General features: G+C 34.0%; 21 protein-coding genes. 9 read left to right on the top strand and 12 right to left on the bottom strand.

Annotation, left to right across the window (positions count from 1 at the left end; all coding sequences use genetic code 11):
* Nucleotides 1–93: 93 nt before the first annotated feature.
* The 8 genes from P0Y62_01025 to P0Y62_00990 form a co-directional block, all read right to left on the bottom strand.
* Nucleotides 94–288, bottom strand: a complete 195-nt coding sequence (locus P0Y62_01025; GenBank protein ID WEK70136.1) for a hypothetical protein — start codon at nt 286–288, stop codon at nt 94–96.
* Between the two features lie 172 nt (nt 289–460).
* Nucleotides 461–1702: an MFS transporter gene (locus P0Y62_01020; GenBank protein WEK70135.1), complete on the bottom strand. Its 1242-nt coding sequence runs from the start codon at nt 1700–1702 to the stop codon at nt 461–463.
* 80 nt (nt 1703–1782) lie between these two features.
* Entirely contained in the window at nt 1783–3354 is a 1572-nt protein-coding gene (rny, locus tag P0Y62_01015; GenBank protein WEK70134.1) for a ribonuclease Y, read from the bottom strand.
* A 219-nt stretch (nt 3355–3573) separates the two neighbouring features.
* Nucleotides 3574–3861 (bottom strand): cell division protein ZapA, encoded by a 288-nt coding sequence (locus P0Y62_01010; protein ID WEK70133.1) that lies wholly within the window; start codon nt 3859–3861, stop codon nt 3574–3576.
* Nucleotides 3861–4163, bottom strand: coding sequence for a hypothetical protein (locus P0Y62_01005; protein WEK70132.1), 303 nt, complete (start codon nt 4161–4163; stop codon nt 3861–3863). Before P0Y62_01005 ends, P0Y62_01010 begins: the two co-directional genes overlap by 1 nt.
* 140 nt (nt 4164–4303) lie before the next feature.
* The gene (locus P0Y62_01000; protein WEK70131.1) at nt 4304–5089 is read right to left on the bottom strand and encodes a porin family protein; all 786 of its coding nucleotides are present in this window, start codon (nt 5087–5089) and stop codon (nt 4304–4306) included.
* 3 nt (nt 5090–5092) lie between these two features.
* Nucleotides 5093–5824, bottom strand: coding sequence for a bifunctional demethylmenaquinone methyltransferase/2-methoxy-6-polyprenyl-1,4-benzoquinol methylase UbiE (ubiE, locus tag P0Y62_00995; GenBank protein ID WEK70130.1), 732 nt, complete (start codon nt 5822–5824; stop codon nt 5093–5095).
* Between the two features lie 3 nt (nt 5825–5827).
* Nucleotides 5828–6397 (bottom strand): hypothetical protein, encoded by a 570-nt coding sequence (locus P0Y62_00990; protein WEK70129.1) that lies wholly within the window; start codon nt 6395–6397, stop codon nt 5828–5830.
* A 102-nt stretch (nt 6398–6499) separates the two neighbouring features.
* On the opposite strand from P0Y62_00990, the gene P0Y62_00985 reads away from it, so the two are divergent.
* Nucleotides 6500–7567, top strand: a complete 1068-nt coding sequence (locus tag P0Y62_00985; protein ID WEK70128.1) for a ketoacyl-ACP synthase III — start codon at nt 6500–6502, stop codon at nt 7565–7567.
* Nucleotides 7568–7633: 66 nt separating this feature from the next.
* Nucleotides 7634–8842, top strand: coding sequence for a metallophosphoesterase (locus P0Y62_00980; protein ID WEK70127.1), 1209 nt, complete (start codon nt 7634–7636; stop codon nt 8840–8842).
* Between the two features lie 182 nt (nt 8843–9024).
* On the opposite strand, the gene P0Y62_00975 is transcribed toward P0Y62_00980, so the two are convergent.
* Nucleotides 9025–9777 carry a polysaccharide deacetylase gene (locus P0Y62_00975; GenBank protein WEK70126.1) on the bottom strand — a complete coding sequence of 251 codons (753 nt, stop codon included), beginning with the start codon at nt 9775–9777 and terminating at the stop codon, nt 9025–9027.
* Between the two features lie 85 nt (nt 9778–9862).
* Nucleotides 9863–10828: an NAD-dependent epimerase/dehydratase family protein gene (locus P0Y62_00970; protein WEK70125.1), complete on the bottom strand. Its 966-nt coding sequence runs from the start codon at nt 10826–10828 to the stop codon at nt 9863–9865.
* A gap of 90 nt (nt 10829–10918) precedes the next feature.
* On the opposite strand from P0Y62_00970, the gene ggt reads away from it, so the two are divergent.
* The 7 genes from ggt (at nt 10919) to P0Y62_00935 (ending at nt 20213) form a co-directional block, all read left to right on the top strand.
* Nucleotides 10919–12604: a gamma-glutamyltransferase gene (ggt, locus tag P0Y62_00965; protein WEK70124.1), complete on the top strand. Its 1686-nt coding sequence runs from the start codon at nt 10919–10921 to the stop codon at nt 12602–12604.
* Between the two features lie 61 nt (nt 12605–12665).
* Complete coding sequence (locus tag P0Y62_00960; GenBank protein WEK70123.1) at nt 12666–13340, top strand: response regulator transcription factor; 675 nt, start codon at nt 12666–12668, stop codon at nt 13338–13340.
* 58 nt (nt 13341–13398) lie between these two features.
* Complete coding sequence (locus tag P0Y62_00955) at nt 13399–14685, top strand: HAMP domain-containing sensor histidine kinase (GenBank protein WEK70122.1); 1287 nt, start codon at nt 13399–13401, stop codon at nt 14683–14685.
* A gap of 134 nt (nt 14686–14819) precedes the next feature.
* Nucleotides 14820–15857, top strand: coding sequence for a sulfite exporter TauE/SafE family protein (locus P0Y62_00950; protein ID WEK70121.1), 1038 nt, complete (start codon nt 14820–14822; stop codon nt 15855–15857).
* Nucleotides 15858–16007: 150 nt separating this feature from the next.
* Nucleotides 16008–17279, top strand: coding sequence for a dicarboxylate/amino acid:cation symporter (locus tag P0Y62_00945; protein ID WEK70120.1), 1272 nt, complete (start codon nt 16008–16010; stop codon nt 17277–17279).
* Between the two features lie 338 nt (nt 17280–17617).
* Nucleotides 17618–18412 (top strand): hypothetical protein, encoded by a 795-nt coding sequence (locus P0Y62_00940; GenBank protein WEK70119.1) that lies wholly within the window; start codon nt 17618–17620, stop codon nt 18410–18412.
* Complete coding sequence (locus P0Y62_00935) at nt 18405–20213, top strand: S8 family serine peptidase (GenBank protein WEK70118.1); 1809 nt, start codon at nt 18405–18407, stop codon at nt 20211–20213. Before P0Y62_00940 ends, P0Y62_00935 begins: the two co-directional genes overlap by 8 nt.
* Before the next feature lie 77 nt (nt 20214–20290).
* Here the strand turns inward: P0Y62_00935 and P0Y62_00930 are convergent, their stop codons facing one another.
* Together P0Y62_00930 and P0Y62_00925 are read right to left on the bottom strand one after the other, a co-directional pair.
* Nucleotides 20291–21142 carry a YegS/Rv2252/BmrU family lipid kinase gene (locus P0Y62_00930; protein ID WEK70117.1) on the bottom strand — a complete coding sequence of 284 codons (852 nt, stop codon included), beginning with the start codon at nt 21140–21142 and terminating at the stop codon, nt 20291–20293.
* Nucleotides 21143–21189: 47 nt separating this feature from the next.
* On the bottom strand, nt 21190–22011 hold the full coding sequence (locus tag P0Y62_00925; GenBank protein WEK70116.1) for an RsiV family protein: 822 nt from the start codon (nt 22009–22011) through the stop codon (nt 21190–21192).
* Nucleotides 22012–22082 lie beyond the last annotated feature (71 nt).

Genomic DNA, 22082 nt, shown 5'->3' with positions numbered 1-22082 from the left:
CAATTAAATCTATAAATTACAAAAGCCTTTTGAAATTCAAAAGGCTTTTGCGTATTAAATGTGGAAATGTTTATTTCTAGTTGAAATAATTTCTTATACCGCTGACTGATTACAAGTATAAACCTGTGGACAAGCAATGTATTGACCGCAATATTTTGGTCCTGTTACAGCTCCTGCACAATCGCATCCGCAAAGAGATAAATCCGGATTACCGCTTACTCCTCCCATAATGTTTTTAAGATCTTGTTTTTGTAATTTCTTCGCGTTTTTTAAAATGTTGTTTTGCATCGTAATTTAGTTTTAAAGTTTGTACTATTTATAGTTTATTGTTTTATAAAGTTAAACAAATATTAATTACCCGAAGCATAATTTAATATTAAATTTTATAATATGCCTATTTATCTGTATTTATTACATCAATAAAGGACAATACCCATTTGATATTTCTTAAACATATTAATTATTCCGTAAATTCCAAATCTTTCCCATGGGTTTCTGAGATCGTCAATGAGGAATAAAAAGCGAGTCCAAATACAATGATTCCTAAGATGGCAGCACTCATAATCACTGAAAAATCTTTCTTAAAAAAATCAAAAATAAAAATCATGACAGGAACTAGCCCTCGAACCATATTGGGGACTGTAGTCGTTGCTGTATTTCTTATATTGGTTCCGAATTGCTCAGCAGCCAGCGTTACAAACATGGCCCAATACCCTGTTCCTAATCCTAGCCAGACACAGAAAATATAATATTTTGTTTCTGTATTTGTATTTCCGAAAAGCATGATGGCCACACCAATAATTGTAAATACCAGCATATAGAAAATAGCCATTTTTCTGGACTTCAACGCATGAGAAATAAAACCGCTCATCAAATCACCGGCAGAAATCCCCACATAAGCCCACATAATTGCTTTTCCGGGGTTGAGATCTTTAATACCCAATTCAGGAGCAAACTGATTGGCTAAAACCGCTAAAATCCCTATACAATACCATGTTGGCAATCCTACGGCAACACATTTCAAATATCGTATCAGCCGATCTTTATTTGTAAAAAAGGAAAGAAAATTTCCCTTAGAGACAGATGCATGTTCCATATTTTTATAAATCCCTGATTCGGAAACACTTATCCTTAAAAACAAAAGCAGAATTCCTAAAATCCCTCCAATGATATAAGATATATTCCAACCTCCAGCTAATTCTACAGTTAATTGTGCCACTACAGCGCCCATTAATCCAAAACCAGCCACGACAGAGGTTCCGATTGCTCTTAAATTCTTTGGCAAACTCTCAGAAACCAATGTAATTCCTGCTCCCAACTCTCCGGCTAACCCAATCCCTGCTATAAACCTTAAAGCCGCATATTGATAGACTAAATGCTCTTTTGGAAAATAAGGCAAAAATCCACAGGCAATATTAGCCAAGGAATACACTAAAATTGATCCGAATAAAACTGACAGTCTTCCTTTTTTATCTCCGAAAATTCCCCAGAAAATTCCTCCCAGAAGCAAACCTACCATCTGACAGTTAAGGATAAAGGTTCCGTCAACATCCGGATTCAGTCCTAAAGCTTTAAGACTCGGAATTCTTACAATTCCAAATAAAAGCAGGTCGTAGATATCTACAAAGTAGCCTAAAGCAGCAATAATCACAGGAATAGAAAAGATGTACTTTAATTTTGAAGACAAAGAAAGCTCTTGCATATTAAGTTTATAAATTTCGTTAAAAATAAAAAACCTTTCAATTTCTTGAAAGGTTTTTATATAATATCTTTTTTAGATTATTATCTTGCAATATTCACAGCTCTCGTTTCTCTGATTACTGTTACTTTTACCTGTCCAGGATACGTCAATTCGTTCTGGATTTTTTCTGAAATGTCATAAGATAATTGAGAAGCGACTTCATCATTTACTTTTCCGCTTTCTACCATCACTCTCAATTCTCTACCTGCCTGAATAGCGTATGCTGATGAAACCCCATCAAAGCTTAGTGCTGCAGATTCAAGGTCTTTCAATCTCTGGATATAAGATTCCAACACCTGGCGTCTTGCTCCCGGTCTCGCTCCAGAAATAGCATCGGCTACCTGAATGATCGGCGACAATAAAGAAGTCATTTCAACTTCATCGTGGTGAGCTCCGATTGCATTTACCACTTCAGCATTTTCACCATATTTTTCTGCCCATTGCATTCCTAATAAAGCGTGAGGAAGTTCAGACTCCTGCTCAGGAACTTTACCAATATCGTGCAATAGACCTGCTCTTTTAGCTAATTTTACATTTAAACCCAATTCAGCAGCCATCGTTGCAGCAATATTTGCAACTTCTCTCGAGTGCTGTAATAAGTTCTGACCATAAGAAGAACGGTATTTCATTCTACCAACGATCTTGATCAATTCCGGGTGTAATCCGTGAATACCTAAATCAATAATCGTTCTCTTACCTACTTCTATAATCTCTTCTTCAATTTGTTTTTTGGTTTTCTCCACCACTTCTTCAATTCTTGCAGGGTGAATTCTGCCATCTGTAACCAATCTATGAAGTGATAATCTTGCAATTTCTCTTCTTACCGGGTCAAAACATGAAAGAAGAATAGCTTCAGGAGTATCATCTACAATAATTTCTACGCCTGTTACGGCTTCCAAAGCACGGATGTTTCTACCTTCTCTACCGATAATTCTACCTTTTACTTCATCTGATTCGATATTGAAAACAGATACCGAGTTTTCGATAGCCTGCTCTGTTCCGATTCTCTGAATAGTCTGGATAACAATTTTTCTTGCTTCGCTTTTAGCATTCAACTGAGCTTCTTCCATGATGCTCTGAACATGTGCCTGAGCTCTCGTTTTCGCTTCAGCTCTCATGGTTTCTACCAATTCTGCTTTAGCTTCATCTGCTGTATAGTTCGCAATTTTTTCAAGAATCTCTACTTTTTTGGCAGTTGCTGTATCCAGTTCCTGTTGTTTTCTTTCTAAAATCTCTGTTTTTTTAGAATAATCAGCAATCTGCTTATCCAGATCTTTTTCAAGTTTTCCTGTCTTGCTTAGCTCATCATTCAGCTTGTTTTCTTTGTCTTTAATTCTTTTTTCAATCTCCTGCATTTTCTTTTCACGAACTTGAATATCAGCGTCATGCTGAGACTTCAGTTCCAAGAACTTTTCTTTAGCCTGAAGGTTCTTTTCTTTCTTTATGGATTCAGCTTGTACATTAGCTTTTTCTATAAGGTTTTCGGCATTTTTCTTTGCATCATCTATGATAAATTTTGCTTTAGTATTTAATGAGCTTTTGGAAAAAACTATTCCTATCACTGCACCTATTACTAAGCAAATCACGCCTATAATAATAGCGGTTGTTGTCATATATATCGAGTTTTAATTGTCATATTTCATAAAATAAAAAAGCCTACAATAATTCAGAGATTGAGAGTAAACTCCTAATCAACACGATTTGAACTGATTTCCATTGTCTGTAATCCGGACGAACCGGCGCGCCATTCAACGGACATTTGTTCGGTAATTGTTTAGCGTTGAGTTTACCTTTAATGTGTTAGAATTATTGTAGGCAGTCGTTTGGAAAAATTATTTTCCAATTTCATTCAGCGATTGATTAATTTTGCTTAATCTTTCGTTGGTAGAAGTTATATTTTTTTCGTAGTTCATAGACACTACTTCCGCATTGGTTCCCAATTTTAGGGCACACATTGCCAAAGCATCCTGTTTGTCTCTTACATCGAAATTTTGTTCAAAATCTTTAATCATATTCTCTATCTGCTTCCCCACTTTACGCAAAGTTTCCTCCTCTGCTGCGGGTACATTCAGCGGATACACTCTTCCTGCAATGTTTATGGTTATTCTCCTTACCTCCATTATAATCCACTGTTTTGAAGCTGTGCAATACAGAAATCAATTTCTTTTACCAATCTGTTGATATGGTTTTTCATTAATCTATTGTGTTCAGGATTTCCTGATATTGCCGAATAGAGCTTTATATTTTTTTGTTCTTCTGCTAATACCTGATTTTTTTTTCTTTCTTCATCATATTTCCTCTGCAGTTCTTTATTTTCAACGCTTAGTTCCGATAATTTTTCAGTAAGATTATTATAATTCTTCTGCAAATTCATAATCTTTTTTTCTAATTCTGAAAAATTGGTTTCTAACTCTTGAAGCATTTCAGGTTTTGTATATTCTAACTAATAGCAAAAATAGCAAAATATTAATATTAACAAAAATAAAAGTCTCTATATTTTGAGTTTAAGACAAAAAAAGGAGACACAAAGCGTATCTCCTCAATATTTATTTTAAATATTTTTTATTCAAACTTCAATACAAACATGATTGCTCTTGTCTGTAAAGTAGATATAGCTGATGCCCAATATGGAGGAGTCGTTGCATTATCTGCAACCATTTCATTATTCATGAAGAAAGTTCCTCTGATTGCTGGTGTCAATTTAAATTTATTAAAGTAGAACTGAATACCCATCTCAGCAGACCAAGCAAAGTTATGTGTTGTAGATCTGAAAACCTGCTGCATATTATCATCTGTAGAGTTCGAATTAGACTGTAGGTTTACTACATAATTTACCCCTGCAGCAACATAAGGCCTTGAGTTGTACCATCTGTGTCCGTGAAGTTCTAATAATACAGGAACATCAACTAAAGTAGATTTAACTTCTCTGTTTCGATCCTTATCAGAAAGAGCCATTGGGATAAAAGGATCATTCGTTAATGTACCATTTTGATATTGGTCATTAGTCTGAGTATTGAATGTTAATTTTCTTTGAGCAAACTGTAACCCTGGTTCCATTCTTAGATCTAAATAATCATTAAGTCTCCATTTTGCGATAAGACCAGCTCCAAAACTTGTACTTTCTTTGGAAGAAACAAGATTCTGGTTGCCATAAGTACCGTATCTTGGATTAAGTACTATACGGTAATCCAGCATATTGCCATTCAAATAAAATCCCCAACTGAACTTTTGCTCATCAAAGTCTTCCAGCTTATCCATTCTGTTTCGGGTTCTGAAGAATTGTGCATTTGCCAAAACGGCGATATTTACTGACGCTAAAACCAGTGCTCTTAATAAAAATTTATTCATAGGTTACTTTGTTGCTTTATAAATTGTGGCTATACCTAAACTTAGTTTTTTATATTCAACTTTTTTAAATCCTGTATCTAAAAGAATTTGTCTCATCTTTTCCCCGAAAGGAAAAGCATTTACAGAATCCGGAAGATATGTATATGCCCTATTATCTTTTGAAACCAGTCTGCCTATAGCAGGTAATATATTTTTGAAGTAAAACATATATAATGGCCCTAAGAACCCCTCAACCTTTGAAAACTCCAGTATATAAACACTCTTGTTATCTTTAACTACTCTTCTTAATTCTGCTAACCCTTTGGTAAGGTTCTCAAAATTCCTTACTCCAAATGCAACGGAAACAGCATCGAATCTATTGTCCTCGAAAGGTAAATTTTCCGCATCTCCCTTTTGCATGGAAATTTTGCCGTCTAAATTAAGTTTTTTTATTTTAATAACGCCAACATTTAACATTTGTTGCGATAAATCTAAACCAATTACTTTGGAACCTGTTCCTTTTTCAATTGTAATTGCTAAATCTCCCGTTCCTGTAGCCACATCCAGCACTTCTTGAGGATGATCATTTTTCATCCATTTCACTAAAGTATTTCTCCATAAAACATCAATTTTCAGAGATAAAACACGATTCAGAAGATCGTATTTCGGAGCAATATTGTCGAACATGTCCTCTACCTGGCTTTTCTTTGTAGCCTCAGAATTGTAGGGAGTTACTTGGTTGATATCTTTTGTCAAAACTTAAAACTTGTAATATTCGTTATAATAATTAAGGTAATCCTGTTTTCTGAAAATTTTCGATCTGGATTCTACCTGCTGAATGTTTTTGATAATTTTATCATAATCTTCATCTACATTATAATAAAAATCTTCGGTATACAGTTTATTGAAGCGTCTTGCTCCACCATAATATGCCTTTCCGTCGATCATCGTTTTATCAAGAGCCAAAAGTAATGAATCTTTTTTAAGATTGTATCCATAATATTGATCATTCACATAATAATCCTGATGGGCAATATTAATTAAACCACGGATTTTATTTACTTCAAATGCAGAATCGTAGAGTAATTTTTTATTTTGATCGAAAACTTTAATCGAATTTTTCCCTTTATTCAAATCCACATGCACTAACTGTCCTGCAGCAACAATTCCTTCAGAACCGTTATTGATTTTGTAATAATAAGTATTGGGCGTAGGATTGTCTACCACATAATAATTCTTCTTTGCTAAAAAAAGGAAGTAGATCCCAAAGGCAATGATAAACACCACAACTGCAATAAGTAAGCCTTTTAAGGACGAATTGTTTTTCATAGATTGTAAAGTACAATTTTTGCAAATTTAATAATATTTTTAATTCTCCGTTATTAATATTAATTATTAACTTTGCGTCTTTAAAAAAAATCATATAAACGAATGCCTAATACGATCATTATTGGTTCTGGATCTTATCTTCCCAGCAGAATAATTGGAAGAGATTATTTTCTAGATTCAGAGTTTTATACAGAAGACGGGGTGAAGATTGACAAACCTGTTGAAGAAACTATTGCGAAATTTGTAGAAATTACAGAAATAGAAAACAGGAGATTCATAGAAGATGATCTTTCAAATTCACAAATCGGGTATGAAGCTGCAAAGATCGCTATTGCAGACGCAAAAATAGATCAGGAAGAGCTAGATTATATTATCTACGCGAGTAATTTCGGGGAAGTTACCGTAAACGGATACGCTGACTTCATGCCAACAATGGCCGCAAGAGTAAAAAACAAACTAGGCATTAAAAACAGAAAGTGCGTCACTTATGATATGCTTTTCGGATGCCCAGGATGGGTAGAAGGAATGATTTTAGCTAACACATTGATTAAAGCCGGATCAGCAAAAACTATTCTGGTAATAGGAGGTGAAACTCTAAGCAGAGTAACCGATCCATCCGACAGAAACAGGATGATCTTCGCAGACGGAGCCGGAGCGGTTGTGGTAAAAGCTACCGATGAGGAAAATGTAGGAATTATTGCCCACAACACCATCTGCGACAATGGTATCGAGCTTGATTATTTAGCAAACGGACCTTCTATCAATAAAGACGCAGACCAAACCCGTTTATTTGTAAGAATGCAGGGAAGAAAAATTTATGAGTACGCTCTTAAAAATGTTCCGGCAGCTATTAAAGAAACTATTGAAGACGCAGGTCTTTCCCTTGAAGATATCAACAAAATTTTAATTCATCAAGCCAACGCTAAAATGGATTACGCAATGATCGAGAGGCTTCACAAGCTTTATAATGTGAAAGATTACGATCATTCCATCTCTCCAATGACGATCCAGGATTTTGGAAACTCGTCTGTTGCAACAATTCCTACCATGTATGATTTAATAATTAAAGGAAAAATGGAGGGTCAAACGTTTAAAGAAAAAGGTAACATTGTGATGACTTCGGTAGGTGCCGGAATGAACATCAATGCTATCGTTTATAGATTTCCTTAATATTATTTCAATTTAAAATATAAAAAGCACAGGGAAACTATTCTTTGTGCTTTTTTACATTTAATTATGCAGAGAAATTTTTTAATTATTGCCGCTATTTTTTTATTCCTGGAAATATACATTTATCAGGCAATAAGAACACTGACCGATAACTTTTGGATAAGAACCGGTTATTGGGCAGTTTCCTTAATTATTTACGGTATTTTCGCCTATGAAGTCACTCACTTTAGCAGAGCCGACAGAAGTACCGCAAGAGCTCAGGTTACGATCTCTTTATTTTTAGTTTTTATTCTTCCTAAAATTTTTATTGTTCTGTTTCTATTGATTGACGATATTTTCAGAACCGGAGGTTATTTAATAGGCTTAACACAGTCTACAAATGAAAACTTCTTTCCCGAAAGAAGAAAATTTTTAAGCTTGGCAGGATTAGGATTAGGTGGTGTATTATCCGCTTTATTTATTGATGGTATTACCTTTGGAAAATACCGCCATAAAGTAAGGAGGGTAAGAATAAATTTCACCAATCTTCCTAAGAGCTTTAAAGGTTATAAAATTGTACAGATTTCAGACGTTCACAGTGGAAGTTTTTCCGATCCCAGTAAACTGGAACATGCTATTAACTTAATTAACGAACAAAATCCTGACCTGGTCTTGTTCACCGGAGATATGGTGAACAATGTTGCCGATGAATTCAAGCCTTTCATTCCGTTATTTTCTAAAATCAAGGCGAAAGATGGTAAGTTTGCCGTATTGGGAAATCATGATTATGGTGATTATGTAGACTGGAAATCTGCGGATGCTAAAAAACAAAACCTGGAAACACTCATCGATTACGAAAGACAGGCCGGTTTCGACATGCTTCGGAATGAACACAGAATTATTGAAAAGAATGGTGAGAAGCTATATATCTTAGGTGTTGAAAACTGGGGATTAAAACCATTCCCACAGTTTGGAAGACTGGATGATGCTTTAAAAGACGTTCCTGAATCAGCAACAAAGATTTTAATGAGCCACGATCCTACCCATTTCGATTATGTCGTAAAAAAACATCCTAATAACATCCACTTAACACTTTCCGGGCACACACACGGTATGCAGTTCGGACTGGATTTAAAAAACGTGAAATGGTCTCCTGTTCAGTATAAATATCCAAAGTGGGCCGATTTATATGAAAGTGAAGGAAAAATGCTTTATGTAAACAGAGGTTTCGGCGTATTAGGATATCCGGGAAGAGTCGGTGTTTTGCCGGAAATCACGCTTTTTGAATTGGCTTAATCTTTTATCCCACAGATTTCACTGATTTACACAGATGTTTGCGCATAATTTTTGTTGTTCAAAATCTGTTTGATCTTTAGAATAAGTGAGAAATGATTTTGGCTTTAAATAGTTTCCAGAAATCTTTTCACTAATTAACATAAACATCCGTGTAAATCAGTGAAATCTGTGGTAAAATAAAATTAAAAAATATAATCTTTCATACGTGAAGTAGCCATCTCCTTCTCGTTAATCCAGCTAAGGAGGGCATCTAATTTGTCCTCCATTTTTTTGCCCGAATTCAACCTTCTGAAGAACGGAATATCGAACTGGTATTTACTAAAGTCTGTAAACTGCCAGGAATTAAGATAAATTAAAACAAAGTCATCATTCTTCAGGGTTTCAAAAACCATATTCCGATAATATTTCATTGGCAGGATCTGAAATACAAAATCATTGTAAGGCAACTGACTGTACGGAGAGATGCTTTCCGGAACAATACTCAATCCTTCCTCCTCTATGATTTCCGTATTTCTTTTTAGGCGCTTAAAAGGAAAAAGAATATTGGCATTATCAATATTGGAAACATAATTAAATTCCAACAATTTCAAATCCTGCTGAGGAAGCTTGACATCTTTCTGGCGAATTCCGCGGATCTGTTTTTCTAAAAAATCTTGTGTGAATTTCTTTACTTCTTCAATTTCATGAAGAGTAGAATTTTTATTGTAAAAAGCAATTTCATGCCCTTGGGATGAAATTGCTTTTATTAAATTCTGAAGTTTTTGAGCAATAGAAATCTCTACAAAAAAACTTGCTTTAACATCATGAATATCCAAAATTCTGAGAATCGCTTTTGTATTGTTCTCTGATATTTTCAACCTTTCTTCATCGGAAATCTCAGCTCCATTTCTGGGGCAAGCTTCTATATTTACAATGTTAAAAGTGAATAATATCATATAAATCTAATTTTAGATAAAACTTATAATTAATTACAAATCAGATGTTAAAAAGCATTTTAATTAAACCTAAACTTTAGATAAATTAATTTTTACCTAATTTTACTTTAAGGTTCTTAATCATATCTTTTGACATCTCTGAAATTCCGAAATCATAAGTCAGCCCCCAATCTTTTTTCGCTACAGAATCATCGATTGAAGCCGGCCAAGAATCTGCAATCTGCTGTCTGAAATCCGGTTTATAATCGATTGTAAATTCAGGAATTTCTCTCTTAATTTCTTCTGCCAGTTCTTTTGGCGTAAATGACATTCCACCCAAATTATAAGATGAACGAACCGTAAGATTTTCTGACGGAGCTTCCATTAATTTAAGAGTAGCATTAATGGCATCATCCATATACAACATCGGCATTCCTGTATTCTCTGAAATGAAGCTGGTATATTTTCCTTCTTCAATAGCTTCATAGAAAATTTCAACTGCATAGTCAGTAGTTCCTCCACCTGCGGGAGTTTTCCATGAAATCAATCCAGGATATCTGATACTTCTTACATCTACTCCATGCTTATCAAAATAATATTCACACCATTTTTCTCCAGCCATTTTAGAGATTCCGTAAACCGTCGTAGGATTTAATACCACATCCTGTCCTACATTTTCTTTGGGAATTCCTTTTCCAAATACCGCGATAGAACTTGGCCAGAAGATCTTTTTAATCAGTCCTTCTTTCGCCAATTCACAGAAATGAAGAAGAGGCTCAAGATTCAGTTTCCAGGCAAAAATAGGCTGCTTTTCTGAGGTTCCTGATAACAATGAAGCCAAATGATAAACAGTAGTGATCTCATAGTCTTTAATCACCTGTCTTACCAATTGAGTATTGGTAACATCCATTCTTTCATAATGACCGGCAGAAGTAATTCCTTTTTGCCATCTGTCTAGCCCGGAAGCAACCACATTATCTGCTCCGTGAATTTCAACAAGCCTGTTGGTAAGTTCGGTGCCGATCTGTCCCAGAGCACCTGTAATCAGTATTCTTTCCGTATAGGATTCCATTTTACTTAATAATTAGTTGATTTGAGCAAAAGTAAATATTTTCAACCCTATCTTAAAACAAAATTGTAAATTCGGATATAAAATTTGCAAATGAAAAAGATCGCCATCGTATTTATCATTTTTTCTTTCTCTGTTTCAGCACAATACACGGATATCAACATTATAAAAGAGGTTAAAGTAAAAAATAAAGGAGTGGTTGTTTCAGCTCATCCTCTTGCGAGTGAAGCCGGAGCAAAAATTCTGAGAATGGGTGGAAATGCGTATGACGCTGTTATTGCAACTCAATATGCCTTAGCTGTTGTTTATCCTCAGGCAGGAAATATTGGTGGTGGCGGATTTCTGGTCGGAGTAAAAAATAACGGAGAAAAATTCACGATAGATTACCGTGAAACAGCCCCTAAAAAGGCATCAAGAGATATGTATCTTGACAAAACCGGTAAAGCCGACACAGACCTATCTCAAAATGGAAGATTAGCCGTAGGAATTCCGGGAAGTATTGCCGGTTTTTTTGCCACGTTAAAATATGGTAAGCTTCCCATGGATAAGATTATTCAACCTGCTATTGATCTTGCAGAAAAAGGATTTGCCATCACAGAACAGGAGGCTAATTTACTGAATTCTCATAAAGCTAATTTTCAGAAATACAATCAAGCATCCATTGTTTTTGTAAAAGATACTCCCTGGAAAGCAGGAGATCTTTTGGTACAGAAAGAATTGGCAGAGACTTTAAAATTAATACAAAAACTAGGTACAAAAGGCTTTTACGAAGGGAAAACTGCCCAGCTGCTCGTTTCTGAAATGAAAAGAGGAAACGGAATAATCACAGCAGAAGATTTAAAGAATTATAAAGTTGCCGAAAGAAAAGCCTTAGAGTTTGATTACAAAGGAATTCAAATCATATCTATGCCGCTACCTTCAAGTGGTGGAATTTTATTGGCACAAATGCTGAAAATGTCAGGTTACGAAAATCTCGAAAAGTATCAGCAAAATTCAACACAAGCAGTACAGATCATGACAGAAGCCGAGAGAAGGGCTTTTGCTGACAGAGCTGAATATATGGGCGATCCGGACTTTATTCAGGATAAAACCTCCTATTTAACTTCTGATGAGTATTTAAAAAACAGATGGAAAAATTTCAGCTTTAGTAAAGCAACTCCAAGTGCTGAAGTGGGAAAAATCATAAAACAACCCAAAGAATCTACGGAAACCACTCATATTTCTGTTATTGACAAGGAAGGCAACATGGCTGCAGTTACCACGACTTTAAATGGATTGTACGGAAGTAAAGTTGTAGTTACGGGTGCCGGGTTTTTCCTAAACAATGAAATGGACGATTTTTCGGTAAAACCAGGTGTTCCGAATATGTTCGGAGCGGTAGGCGGAGAAGCCAATGCGATCCAGCCAAACAAAAGAATGCTTTCTTCCATGACACCAACGATTATCCTTAAAAATGGAAAACCCTATATGGTTGTCGGAACTCCGGGCGGAACAACAATCCCAACATCTGTTTTTCAGTCGATTGTTAACCTTATTGATTTTAAATTGAATGCTAATATTTCGGTAAATGCTCCAAAATTTCATCATCAGTGGCTTCCTGAAACAATTGCTTTTGAAAAAAACTTTCCTGAAACCACCATTAAAGAACTAGAAAAACTTGGCTACAAAACGGAAAAATGGGGACAAATAGGAAGAACGGAAATGATCCTGATTGATGAAAACGGAAATATTCATGCGGTTGCAGACGGCCGAGGTGATGATTCTGTAGGTGTTGAATAGTAAATTTACATTTACTTATCTCTTCAAAATTTCTTCCAAATTGAATTAATACATTAGCAATATGAAAATTTTAATTATTGAAGACGAAGCAGAATTGTCCAAAAGTATTGCTGAATATCTTTCTGAAAAAAGTTATCTGTGTGAGTTTGCCTCTACCTTCCATGAAGCCATGAACAAAATAGAGACATTTGACTACGCCTGCATCATCCTGGATATTATGCTTCCCGACGGAAATGGCCTTGCTATTCTGGAAGCTTTAAAAAAAGAAAACAAACAGGACGGAGTGATTATTGTTTCTGCTAAAAATTCATTGGATGATAAAATAACAGGCCTTCAAATGGGAGCAGATGATTATCTCACAAAGCCTTTTCACCTTTCTGAATTAATGGCAAGAATCTACTCTATTATCCGCAGAAAACAGTTTAATAATTCTAATATTATCATTCAAAACGAACTACAAATCGATGTTTTAGCAAAAACCGTTTCTATCAATCATCAGAATATTGAGCTTACAAAAAAGGAATTTGATCTGCTCATTTATTTTATCGGAAATAAAAATAAGGTCATTTCAAAAAGTACGCTTGCAGAGCATTTATCCGGTGACTTTGCCGATATGCTGGATAATCATGATTTCGTGTATGCCCATATTAAAAATCTGAAGAAGAAACTTTACGATGCGGGTTGCAATCATTATCTGAAAACAGTCTATGGAACTGGTTATAAATGGACTTCCTAATCATCATGTAACACAGTATATTTAAAAATTGTAACTTATAGCATCCCAAATCTTTATTTTGAAACCGTTATTAAGCAAAGCCACAAAGCCCTTTATCATTTATGTACTTATCATCCTTACGATAAGTATTCCTATCTATTACTGGGTAGTGAATACTATCTGGGAAAGCGAGCTGGACGAACACAATAAAACCGTTGCCGAGAAAACTTCTTATGAGTTTAACCGGCTTAAACTTTCTGATAAGGAGCTCAATAAAAGCATAAAGCTTTGGAATCATATCCAGCCAGAAACGAATATAGAACATGTGGCAATTAATGCTCCCCATGAAGATTCATATTTTACCATCAACAAACAAAAAAACTTCAACGGGAAAAACGAAATAGAACGTTACAGATGCTTAAAAAAGACCGTATATATTAATAATCAACCGTTCCTGTTTATAATACAAACCAATATTGAAGAATCACAATCCACGATTGCTGTCATTGCAGTAACTACTGTTTTCTTTTTTATTATCATTGCTTTAGGATTGTTATTTCTGAATAGAAAATTATCTTCCAGTATTTGGAAACCGTTCAGAAACACTTTGGAAAAGCTCAAAAAGTTTAATCTGAATACCCGCCCTCAAGTTGAATTTGAAAAAACAGATACTTTAGAATTTGAAGAGCTCCATGAATCACTGAATAAACTGATAGAACACAGTGTGTCCGTATATCAGGCTCAAAAGCAGTTTACGGAAAATGCGTCTCATGAATTACAGACTCCTCTTACAATTATTAAACATAAAGTTGATATTTTACTTCAAAATGAAAACTTGACGGAAGAGCAATATCTGATTGCGGAGGATATCAATAAAGCTTTAACACGCAGTTCGAGAATCAATAAAAATCTGTTGTTACTAGCGAAAATAGGTAATAATCAATTTGATAATTCGGAGAAAATTAAATTTGGTGTTCTGGTAAGCCAAAGTCTGGAAATGTTTGAGGAACATTTTAACCAGAAAAATCTTTCTGTGCATTCATCGATCGATCCAAAAATTGAAGTGCTTGGAAATAGCGCGTTATGCGAGGTCCTTATTAATAATTTACTAATCAATGCCATTCGTCATACTTTTCAAAACGGTTCAATATCTGTGATTTTAACTGAAAACGTTTTTGAAGTTTCAAATTCAGGAACCGAAAAACTGAATACCGAGTCTTTATTTAAAAGATTTTCACGATTTTCTTCCGACAATAACGGAAGCGGCTTAGGACTGGCTATCATTAATGAAATTTGTAAATTTCAGAAGTGGCAAGTAGGCTATACATTTGAAAATGATCATCATATTTTCTCCGTAACATTCTAAATTCAAAGTTTCTCCTAAATTGGATTGCAATTTTGTGTCATCATTAAGAAAAGTAAAAGCCAGATCATGATCTCGCCTTATTACTAAAAAAGGAATATCAGGTTCAGACTTAAAGAATTTTTAATTTTTTTGACATGACTTTCAATATCATACTTTTATTTTTAGGAACTATAATAGCTTTCTGGATAAGCGCCATTTGTGGTGGCGGAGCAAGCCTGATCCTCATTCCTATTTTAAATTTGCTGTTACCAAGCTCTGTTGTTCCTTTTTCTTTAACAATAGGAACTTTTACTAGTTCTGCATCCAGAATTTCCGTTTTCAAAAAACATATTCAATGGAATATTTTCTTCTGGTTTGTGCCTTTTTCAATTCCGGCAGTTTTATTGGGAGCCTATCTCATTAAATATGTTAATCCAAATTATCTTCAATTAATTGTTTCGTTTTTCCTTATTGCCAATCTGCCTGAATTATTTAAATCTAAAAAATTAGAGAAAGAAAATCAAAAGCCTTATTCTAAATTTTTATTAGCAGTGATCGGCTTTTTTGCAGGATTTATTTCAGGAATAACAGGAGCAATCGGCTTATTATTCAATCGCTTTTATCTCAGATTCGGGCTTAAAAAGGAAGAAATTGTGGCCACAAGAGCTGCTAATGAAGTTTTTCTACATCTTATTAAACTTATTATTTATATTTTTCTTGGTCTTTATTCCAAAACCGCATTATGGTTAGGAATCACAATTGCTGTTGCCACGATCTTATCATCCTATACAGTAAAATATATTCTCCCCTACTTAAGTGAATTTCTATTCAAGAAGATAGGTTATGGAGCTATGGTTTTATCAGGTATTCTACTGCTTGTAGGGACTTCTGATAAAATCATTCAGCAGGATAATATTTCATTATCTACTCTCCATAAAAACAACAAAAGCGAATCCATTATTTCATGGAGAAACATTGATCTTACGATAGAGTTTACCTTTGATGACGGATTTGAAGTAGAGAGAGTCATACAACCTGATGAATTACCTGAACTTCTTAAGGAAAAACATGAGAGTCTGAAAAATCAATATGACAGAGTACATATAGAAAAAGTTTTTACTTTCAATAAGGAGCCTACGTATGAATTTTATTGTTATAAGAACAATCAGATTGTCGAAAAATTAGAAATATAATAGATCCTGATTAGTCTTAAAAACATTGATTATAAAAAATCTTTCTTTTTCGGCGGGGCTTTCAGCCCCGCCGAAACTTTTCATGACTTTTATCATATTTACAAATAAAAATTCTTAATTTTCGCCCTTCAAAATACAAAAACAAACCTCTTGAAAACAAAAAAAATCTATCAGCAGCTTTATTTTCAAGTTATTATAGCTATCATAGCAGGAATTCTTTTAGGAAAATTTTATCCTGAGCTTGGTGAAAAAATGAAACCATTGGGAGATGGATTTATCAAATTAGTAAAAATGATTATTGCTCCTGTAATTTTCATTACACTTACCCTGGGAATTGCCCACATGACTGATCTGAAAAAAGTGGGGAGAATTGCTGTAAAGGCAATGATCTATTTTATCACCTTTTCAACCTTAGCTTTAATTATTGGTTTAATTGTCGGAAATATTTTACAGCCGGGACATGGTTTAAATATTGATCCTTCTACTCTTTCCGGAGATGTTTCACAATATCAGCAAAAAGCCCATGAAACTACATGGACTGGGTTTATCATGAATATCATTCCTGAAACATTATTTAGCCCATTGGTTGGAGACAATATTTTACAGGTACTTTTAGTCGCAATTTTAATGGGGATTGCCTTGGTTTTAACAAAAGAAAAAAGCCAGAGAGTAACCGATTTTCTACAAGATCTATCGACTCCGATTTTCAAGATTGTGCATATACTGATGAAACTTGCTCCCATCGGAGCTTTTGGAGCAATGGCATTTACCATTGGAAAATACGGACTTCATTCGGTACTGAACTTAATATTCTTAGTTGGTACGTTTTATATCACCTCTATTCTTTTTGTTGTGTTGGTGTTAGGAGCGGTTGCCTGGTACAATGGTTTCAATATCTTCAAACTGATGTATTATTTAAAAGAAGAACTGCTTTTGGTATTAGGGACAAGCTCTTCTGAATCTGCACTTCCGGGGATTATGGAAAAACTGGAAAAAGCAGGCTGCCCAAAAGCTATTGTAGGTTTGGTAGTTCCCACAGGATATTCTTTTAATCTCGACGGAACTAATATTTATATGACTTTAGCATCTTTATTTATTGCCCAGGCCTTAAATATTCATCTTCCTGTTGAAAAACAAATCATGTTGCTATTGGTAGCTATGCTAAGTTCTAAAGGAGCAGCAGGAGTAACCGGAGCCGGTTTTGTAACATTAGCAGCCACTTTAGCAGTAGTTCCTGAAATTCCGATTGCAGGAATGACATTGATTTTAGGAATTGACAAATTTATGAGTGAATGCCGTGCCTTAACCAATGTTATAGGAAATTCGGTAGCGACTGTAGTTGTTGCTAATTGGGAAAAGCAATTAGATAAAGAACAATTGCAATATTCCTTACATCATCCAAATGAAGCTGAAAAAAATTGAAGATCTAAGTTGTAATAAGTTTTAAACAATTAGAAATAAACTTCAATCATCAATCAAGAATTCTCGAAAAGATAACCGTTAGAAATTCAATTTTATTAATTCCTAAGGAAGAAATAGAAAGTTTTTTCGTGATTTTTTATTGAATAGTAGAGCTTTATACTCTATAAACATCTTATTAATAAACTTTTTAATAAGATGTTCCTTTATTTATTAAAGGTAATATTGGTGAAAAATTTCTTTTACTAATATTTTTTAAAAAAAACCATACTTATTCCTTCAACGTATCATTCTTTTTTTTACTTTAGGAAATAATATATACACTTAATTATACAAAATTTATGAAAAAACTAATTTTAACTTTAGTAACTCTTATCTGTGTACTTAATCATGCACAATCATGGAATCTTTCAGGAAATTCAGGAACTAATGGTTCTAGTAATTTTGTTGGAACAACAGACAATCAGGACTTGGTTTTAAAGACCAATAATACTGAGAGGATCAGAATTAATTCTAACGGCAATATTGGAGTGGGCATAAGTCCTGATCCTAATATTGCTTTCAAGGCACAAGGTCGTAGCCAGTTTTTATCAAGCGTTGACAGTGATACTTTTCAGGTCAGAAATATAGGCAGTAATATTGGCAGTGGTTATTCTTTAGTCTGGCTGAATTACTCTCAGTATCAACCAAATAATCCGGGAGTACTGGATGTTACCGGACCTACCGCACCGGGAAATTGGGAAGCTACATTTTCATTAAAAGCAAATGGAAAACTGCTTATTGGAAATTATAATCAGTATCCTAATTGCTCAGATTGTGATGATTATCGGGTTTTTATAAAAAATGGTATCAGAACTGAAAAAGTAAAGGTAGATATAGCTGCAAGTAACGGATGGGCAGATTATGTTTTTAAAAACGATTATAAACTAATGCCACTGAATGAAGTGGAAAAATTCATCCGTGAAAATGGTCACCTTCCAGAAGTACCCTCTACTAAAGAAGCCATTGAAAATGGTATAGAGCTAAAAGAAATGAATATTCTACTTTTGAAAAAAATTGAAGAATTAACTCTGCATCTTATTGAGCAGAAAAAGGAAATTGATAATCTGAAACTAGAACTTAATAACCATGAATAAATTAACTTGTTTAGTATTTACCATTATATCTACCTTATCCTTTTGTCAAAATAAACTTTTCTATATTGAGATTCCCAATAAAAACAATATCCCAAGTGTAGAAAATAATACTGGTAAGCTATTTTTAAAGCATACAGACAATCATGTTACCAATATTTTTTCAAAATATACCATATATAAATTTGAAAAAGCCTTTCCCACATCCGTAACACCATTTTTGCAGAATATATACATAATAGAAACTGACAAAGGAGAAATTATTAATGAGTTAAAGAATTATAAAAATTACTTCCCTTTAGTAAGAGAAACGTATGTACCACAAGTATTATATACCCCCAATGATTATAATTATCCCGCAGGAAGTTCTAATCCACATAAAAATTTAGATTTAATTAATATAAAAGATGCTTGGGATTACACTCATGGGGATCCAAATATAAAAATAGGAATAAGTGATACTCCAATAAGGCTGACTCATGAAGATTTGGTAGGAAAAGTAACAAGTCTAGTAAGCTATACATATTCAGATTCTCACGGAACTGCTGTTGCAAGCCATGCCGCTGCTAATACGGATAATGGCTTGGGCCTACCGGGAACAGGGTTTAATTCTACAGTTCTTTACAATTACATAGGTATAAATAAACTATTGGAATTATCTCAAAATGGAGCTAGAATTGTAAATGCGAGCTGGCTAAGCACATGCAGCTACGACAATATTGAACAGGCTGTCATTGATGAAATCCATAAAAATGGAACAGTAATTATAGCAGCTGCGGGGAATGGCGGAACCTGCGGTGGTCCATTTAATTATGTATATCCGGCAAGCTATAATCATGTAATTGCTATTTCCAGTGTGGGATATGAAGATGTGGGATATATGTATAATAATCTGCCTGTGGGATGGAGGGACCGTGTTGAGCAGATAATAGGCGATCCCAGTACTACACATCAAACGAATGATCTGGTCGATTTATCAGTTGCAGGCTTTAATGTTCTGGGGGCTACGGCTGTTAATGATAGCTCGTATGGAGGTGCTTGGGGTACTTCTTTATCTGCTCCGCAGGTATCTGGTATTGTGGCACTATTATTTTCTGTAAATAATTGTCTGAATACTAATGAAGTAGAATCAATTCTTAAGCTAACTTCATTTAACACTGAATCAATTCATGAAAATCTACCTTATCTTGGTAAGATAGGTGCTGGGAGAATAGAAGCTGGCAAAGCAACAAAAATGGCATGGCAAATGAATCCGAATAACGGAGGGGAAATTATTATTTCAGATAGAAATTTTGATAGATGGCATTTTGAACTCACCAATTCTCCTCAGAAAGTAAGAATTAAAAATCAATCATTTACAAATAATTCTGACATAACTATAAAAGCTAAAGATTATATAGTTTTTGATGAAAATGTTTTGATCCAACCGGGCTCAGATAAAGCAAACAGCTTTTACATAGGGGATGATACATGCTTTAATTTTTCTGCTTCAAACAAAAATATAAATGCTCAAAATAATAAACAAGCTCAAAATAATTTGATTATTAAAAAGAGTCAAGCAGAATTATATCCTAATCCCGTAGAAAAAAATCTATTTATTAAAAGTAATAATTATTTAAAAGATGACACCATTCTTATAACCATTTATGACTTATCCGGTAGAGAAATTATGAAAGACAAAGTATCATATTCGAAGTTTGAGCATTTGGGTATTGATTTAACAAGTCTGACACAAGGACAATACTTAATTGAGTTAGTTTTTCCAAATAAAGAAAAAACTATACAAAAAATCATAAAAAAATAGATATCAGTTATTCTAGGAGTCCTTACTTTTGAAAAGTAAGGACTTTTTCGCTAAATTTTAGAATGTAAATTAAGAAGCTATACAAGAATATTCAAACTTGAAGGTTGAACTTTGATATGAATAGGCGACTTTATCTTATTGAATTCCCCGTCAAGATGCCAGTTTTTTGTATTCACCTTAAATTCTATTTCTGAAACCGGAAGATAGGTTACATAATCATCATCCTTTAGTTTTTTCGTGAACATCCTGTAAGCAAATAATGCAGAATACGCTAAAGGAAATTTTTTCACTAAAACGATATCAACCAAACCATCACTTTTACTTGCATTGGGTGCGATATAGGCATTGTTCCCGAACTGGCGTGTATTGGCAATGTTCAACATCAAGTATTTTCCATTATACTGTTGATACTGCTCATCAAAAAACTTAACTTTAATCGGCTTATAATTAAAAAATGTCTTAAGAGAAACTTTGATATAATTTTTAAATCCTCTGCTTGTTTTTTCAAACTCCTTCACCACTTTTCCATCAAAACCTGTTCCTGAAACGTTAATTGACAGTTGACCATTAACCGTAAAAGTATCGATCTTCCTGGATTTATTTATCTTAATTTTCTCCAAAAGTTCATCCAGATTTTTCCTGAAATTAGTTTCATTGGAAAATCCATTCCCTGAACCTGCCGGAAAAATAGCTAAAATTTTAGAAGTATTGATAAGATTTCTGGCAATCGTAGAAATGGTACCATCCCCTCCTATGGCTACAAAAATATCTATATTCTGAAAGTTTTCCTGAATAAAATCATCGGTACCCTGAATAGATTCCGAGATATAGTATAAAGGATTCTCTACCTTTTTCTTTAATTCTTCAAGAAAAGGCTGGTAATTCTTTTTGGCCGAAAAAGGATTAATAATAAATGCTACATTTTCCATTAAAGCAAAAATAAAAAAATGCTTCCTTATAGAGAAGCATTTTAAAATTATTTAATTTTCATTCGTTCTTTAAACTGCGGATTTAATGTTCCGGCCAGCTCCTGCCAAGATACAGGAATCGTAATATCACCTGCTGCAAAAGCTGTTATTTCATAAGGACTATAATGGAAGTACAAATTTTTGTCATCAAAATAGAAGTTTTCCGTGACTGGAATTACTTCAACCAAAAGCATTTCCGAATTATTGATTTCACCTTTATCATCGGAAGCACCTCCATTCATTTTATTAACATTCTTCATGAGCAAAGCTTCCAGTTTATTTTTAGGTATCGAAGTGATGTCTTTCAATTCTACTTTTTTATTATTTTTCAAATCAAAAACTCTTTCCGAATACCCGTAATTATCGTGAGCACCACCTTCATAAGAACTCCAGCTATATTGTATATGAAGATAATCATTACGATTTGATTTCATATCCATTCCAAGGTCTGAATACCATTCCTGCGAAAATTTCATATCGGAAATCCAATCTTTTGACTCTTTCTTAATACTATTAAAATATTCATTTTTATTTTTTTCTAAAAGCGACTCAAGTCCATTCTTAGAAAAATCCTGAACTTTTTTATCTGCAAAATAAATACTGTCTAATAATTTTTTATCCTTAATACTTGGGAAAACCAGCATTTTAGAAGAGTACTTTATGGTCAATGAGTCATTAAGCTTAATAGAATCATTCACCTTAATCGAATCGACAGAAAATTGATCGGTTTGATTTTCCACATTCGTTGTCAGATTTGTCGTTTCAGATTTTTTACAGGCAGAAAAAGTGAAAAAGGCAGAAAGCGCCAAAACAGCAATTATGTTTTTCATAATTTTGATTTTGATTTGATTTCCTTTTTACATGCAAAAACCATTCAAAAGATGAATGGTTTTAGAATTAT

The organism is Candidatus Chryseobacterium colombiense (assembly GCA_029203185.1).
Taxonomy (GTDB): Bacteria; Bacteroidota; Bacteroidia; order Flavobacteriales; family Weeksellaceae; genus Chryseobacterium; species Chryseobacterium colombiense.
This window is presented reverse-complemented; position numbering and strand designations above follow the sequence as displayed.

Coding starts and splice junctions, on each gene's coding strand:
- P0Y62_01025 (WEK70136.1), bottom strand. CDS start 288: ATGCAAAACAACATTTTAAAAAACGCGAAGAAATTACAAAAACAAGAT.
- P0Y62_01020 (WEK70135.1), bottom strand. CDS start 1,702: ATGCAAGAGCTTTCTTTGTCTTCAAAATTAAAGTACATCTTTTCTATT.
- rny (WEK70134.1), bottom strand. CDS start 3,354: ATGACAACAACCGCTATTATTATAGGCGTGATTTGCTTAGTAATAGGT.
- P0Y62_01010 (WEK70133.1), bottom strand. CDS start 3,861: ATGGAGGTAAGGAGAATAACCATAAACATTGCAGGAAGAGTGTATCCG.
- P0Y62_01005 (WEK70132.1), bottom strand. CDS start 4,163: ATGCTTCAAGAGTTAGAAACCAATTTTTCAGAATTAGAAAAAAAGATT.
- P0Y62_01000 (WEK70131.1), bottom strand. CDS start 5,089: ATGAATAAATTTTTATTAAGAGCACTGGTTTTAGCGTCAGTAAATATC.
- P0Y62_00990 (WEK70129.1), bottom strand. CDS start 6,397: ATGAAAAACAATTCGTCCTTAAAAGGCTTACTTATTGCAGTTGTGGTG.
- P0Y62_00985 (WEK70128.1), top strand. CDS start 6,500: ATGCCTAATACGATCATTATTGGTTCTGGATCTTATCTTCCCAGCAGA.
- P0Y62_00980 (WEK70127.1), top strand. CDS start 7,634: ATGCAGAGAAATTTTTTAATTATTGCCGCTATTTTTTTATTCCTGGAA.
- P0Y62_00975 (WEK70126.1), bottom strand. CDS start 9,777: ATGATATTATTCACTTTTAACATTGTAAATATAGAAGCTTGCCCCAGA.
- P0Y62_00970 (WEK70125.1), bottom strand. CDS start 10,828: ATGGAATCCTATACGGAAAGAATACTGATTACAGGTGCTCTGGGACAG.
- ggt (WEK70124.1), top strand. CDS start 10,919: ATGAAAAAGATCGCCATCGTATTTATCATTTTTTCTTTCTCTGTTTCA.
- P0Y62_00960 (WEK70123.1), top strand. CDS start 12,666: ATGAAAATTTTAATTATTGAAGACGAAGCAGAATTGTCCAAAAGTATT.
- P0Y62_00950 (WEK70121.1), top strand. CDS start 14,820: ATGACTTTCAATATCATACTTTTATTTTTAGGAACTATAATAGCTTTC.
- P0Y62_00940 (WEK70119.1), top strand. CDS start 17,618: ATGAAAAAACTAATTTTAACTTTAGTAACTCTTATCTGTGTACTTAAT.
- P0Y62_00935 (WEK70118.1), top strand. CDS start 18,405: ATGAATAAATTAACTTGTTTAGTATTTACCATTATATCTACCTTATCC.
- P0Y62_00930 (WEK70117.1), bottom strand. CDS start 21,142: ATGGAAAATGTAGCATTTATTATTAATCCTTTTTCGGCCAAAAAGAAT.
- P0Y62_00925 (WEK70116.1), bottom strand. CDS start 22,011: ATGAAAAACATAATTGCTGTTTTGGCGCTTTCTGCCTTTTTCACTTTT.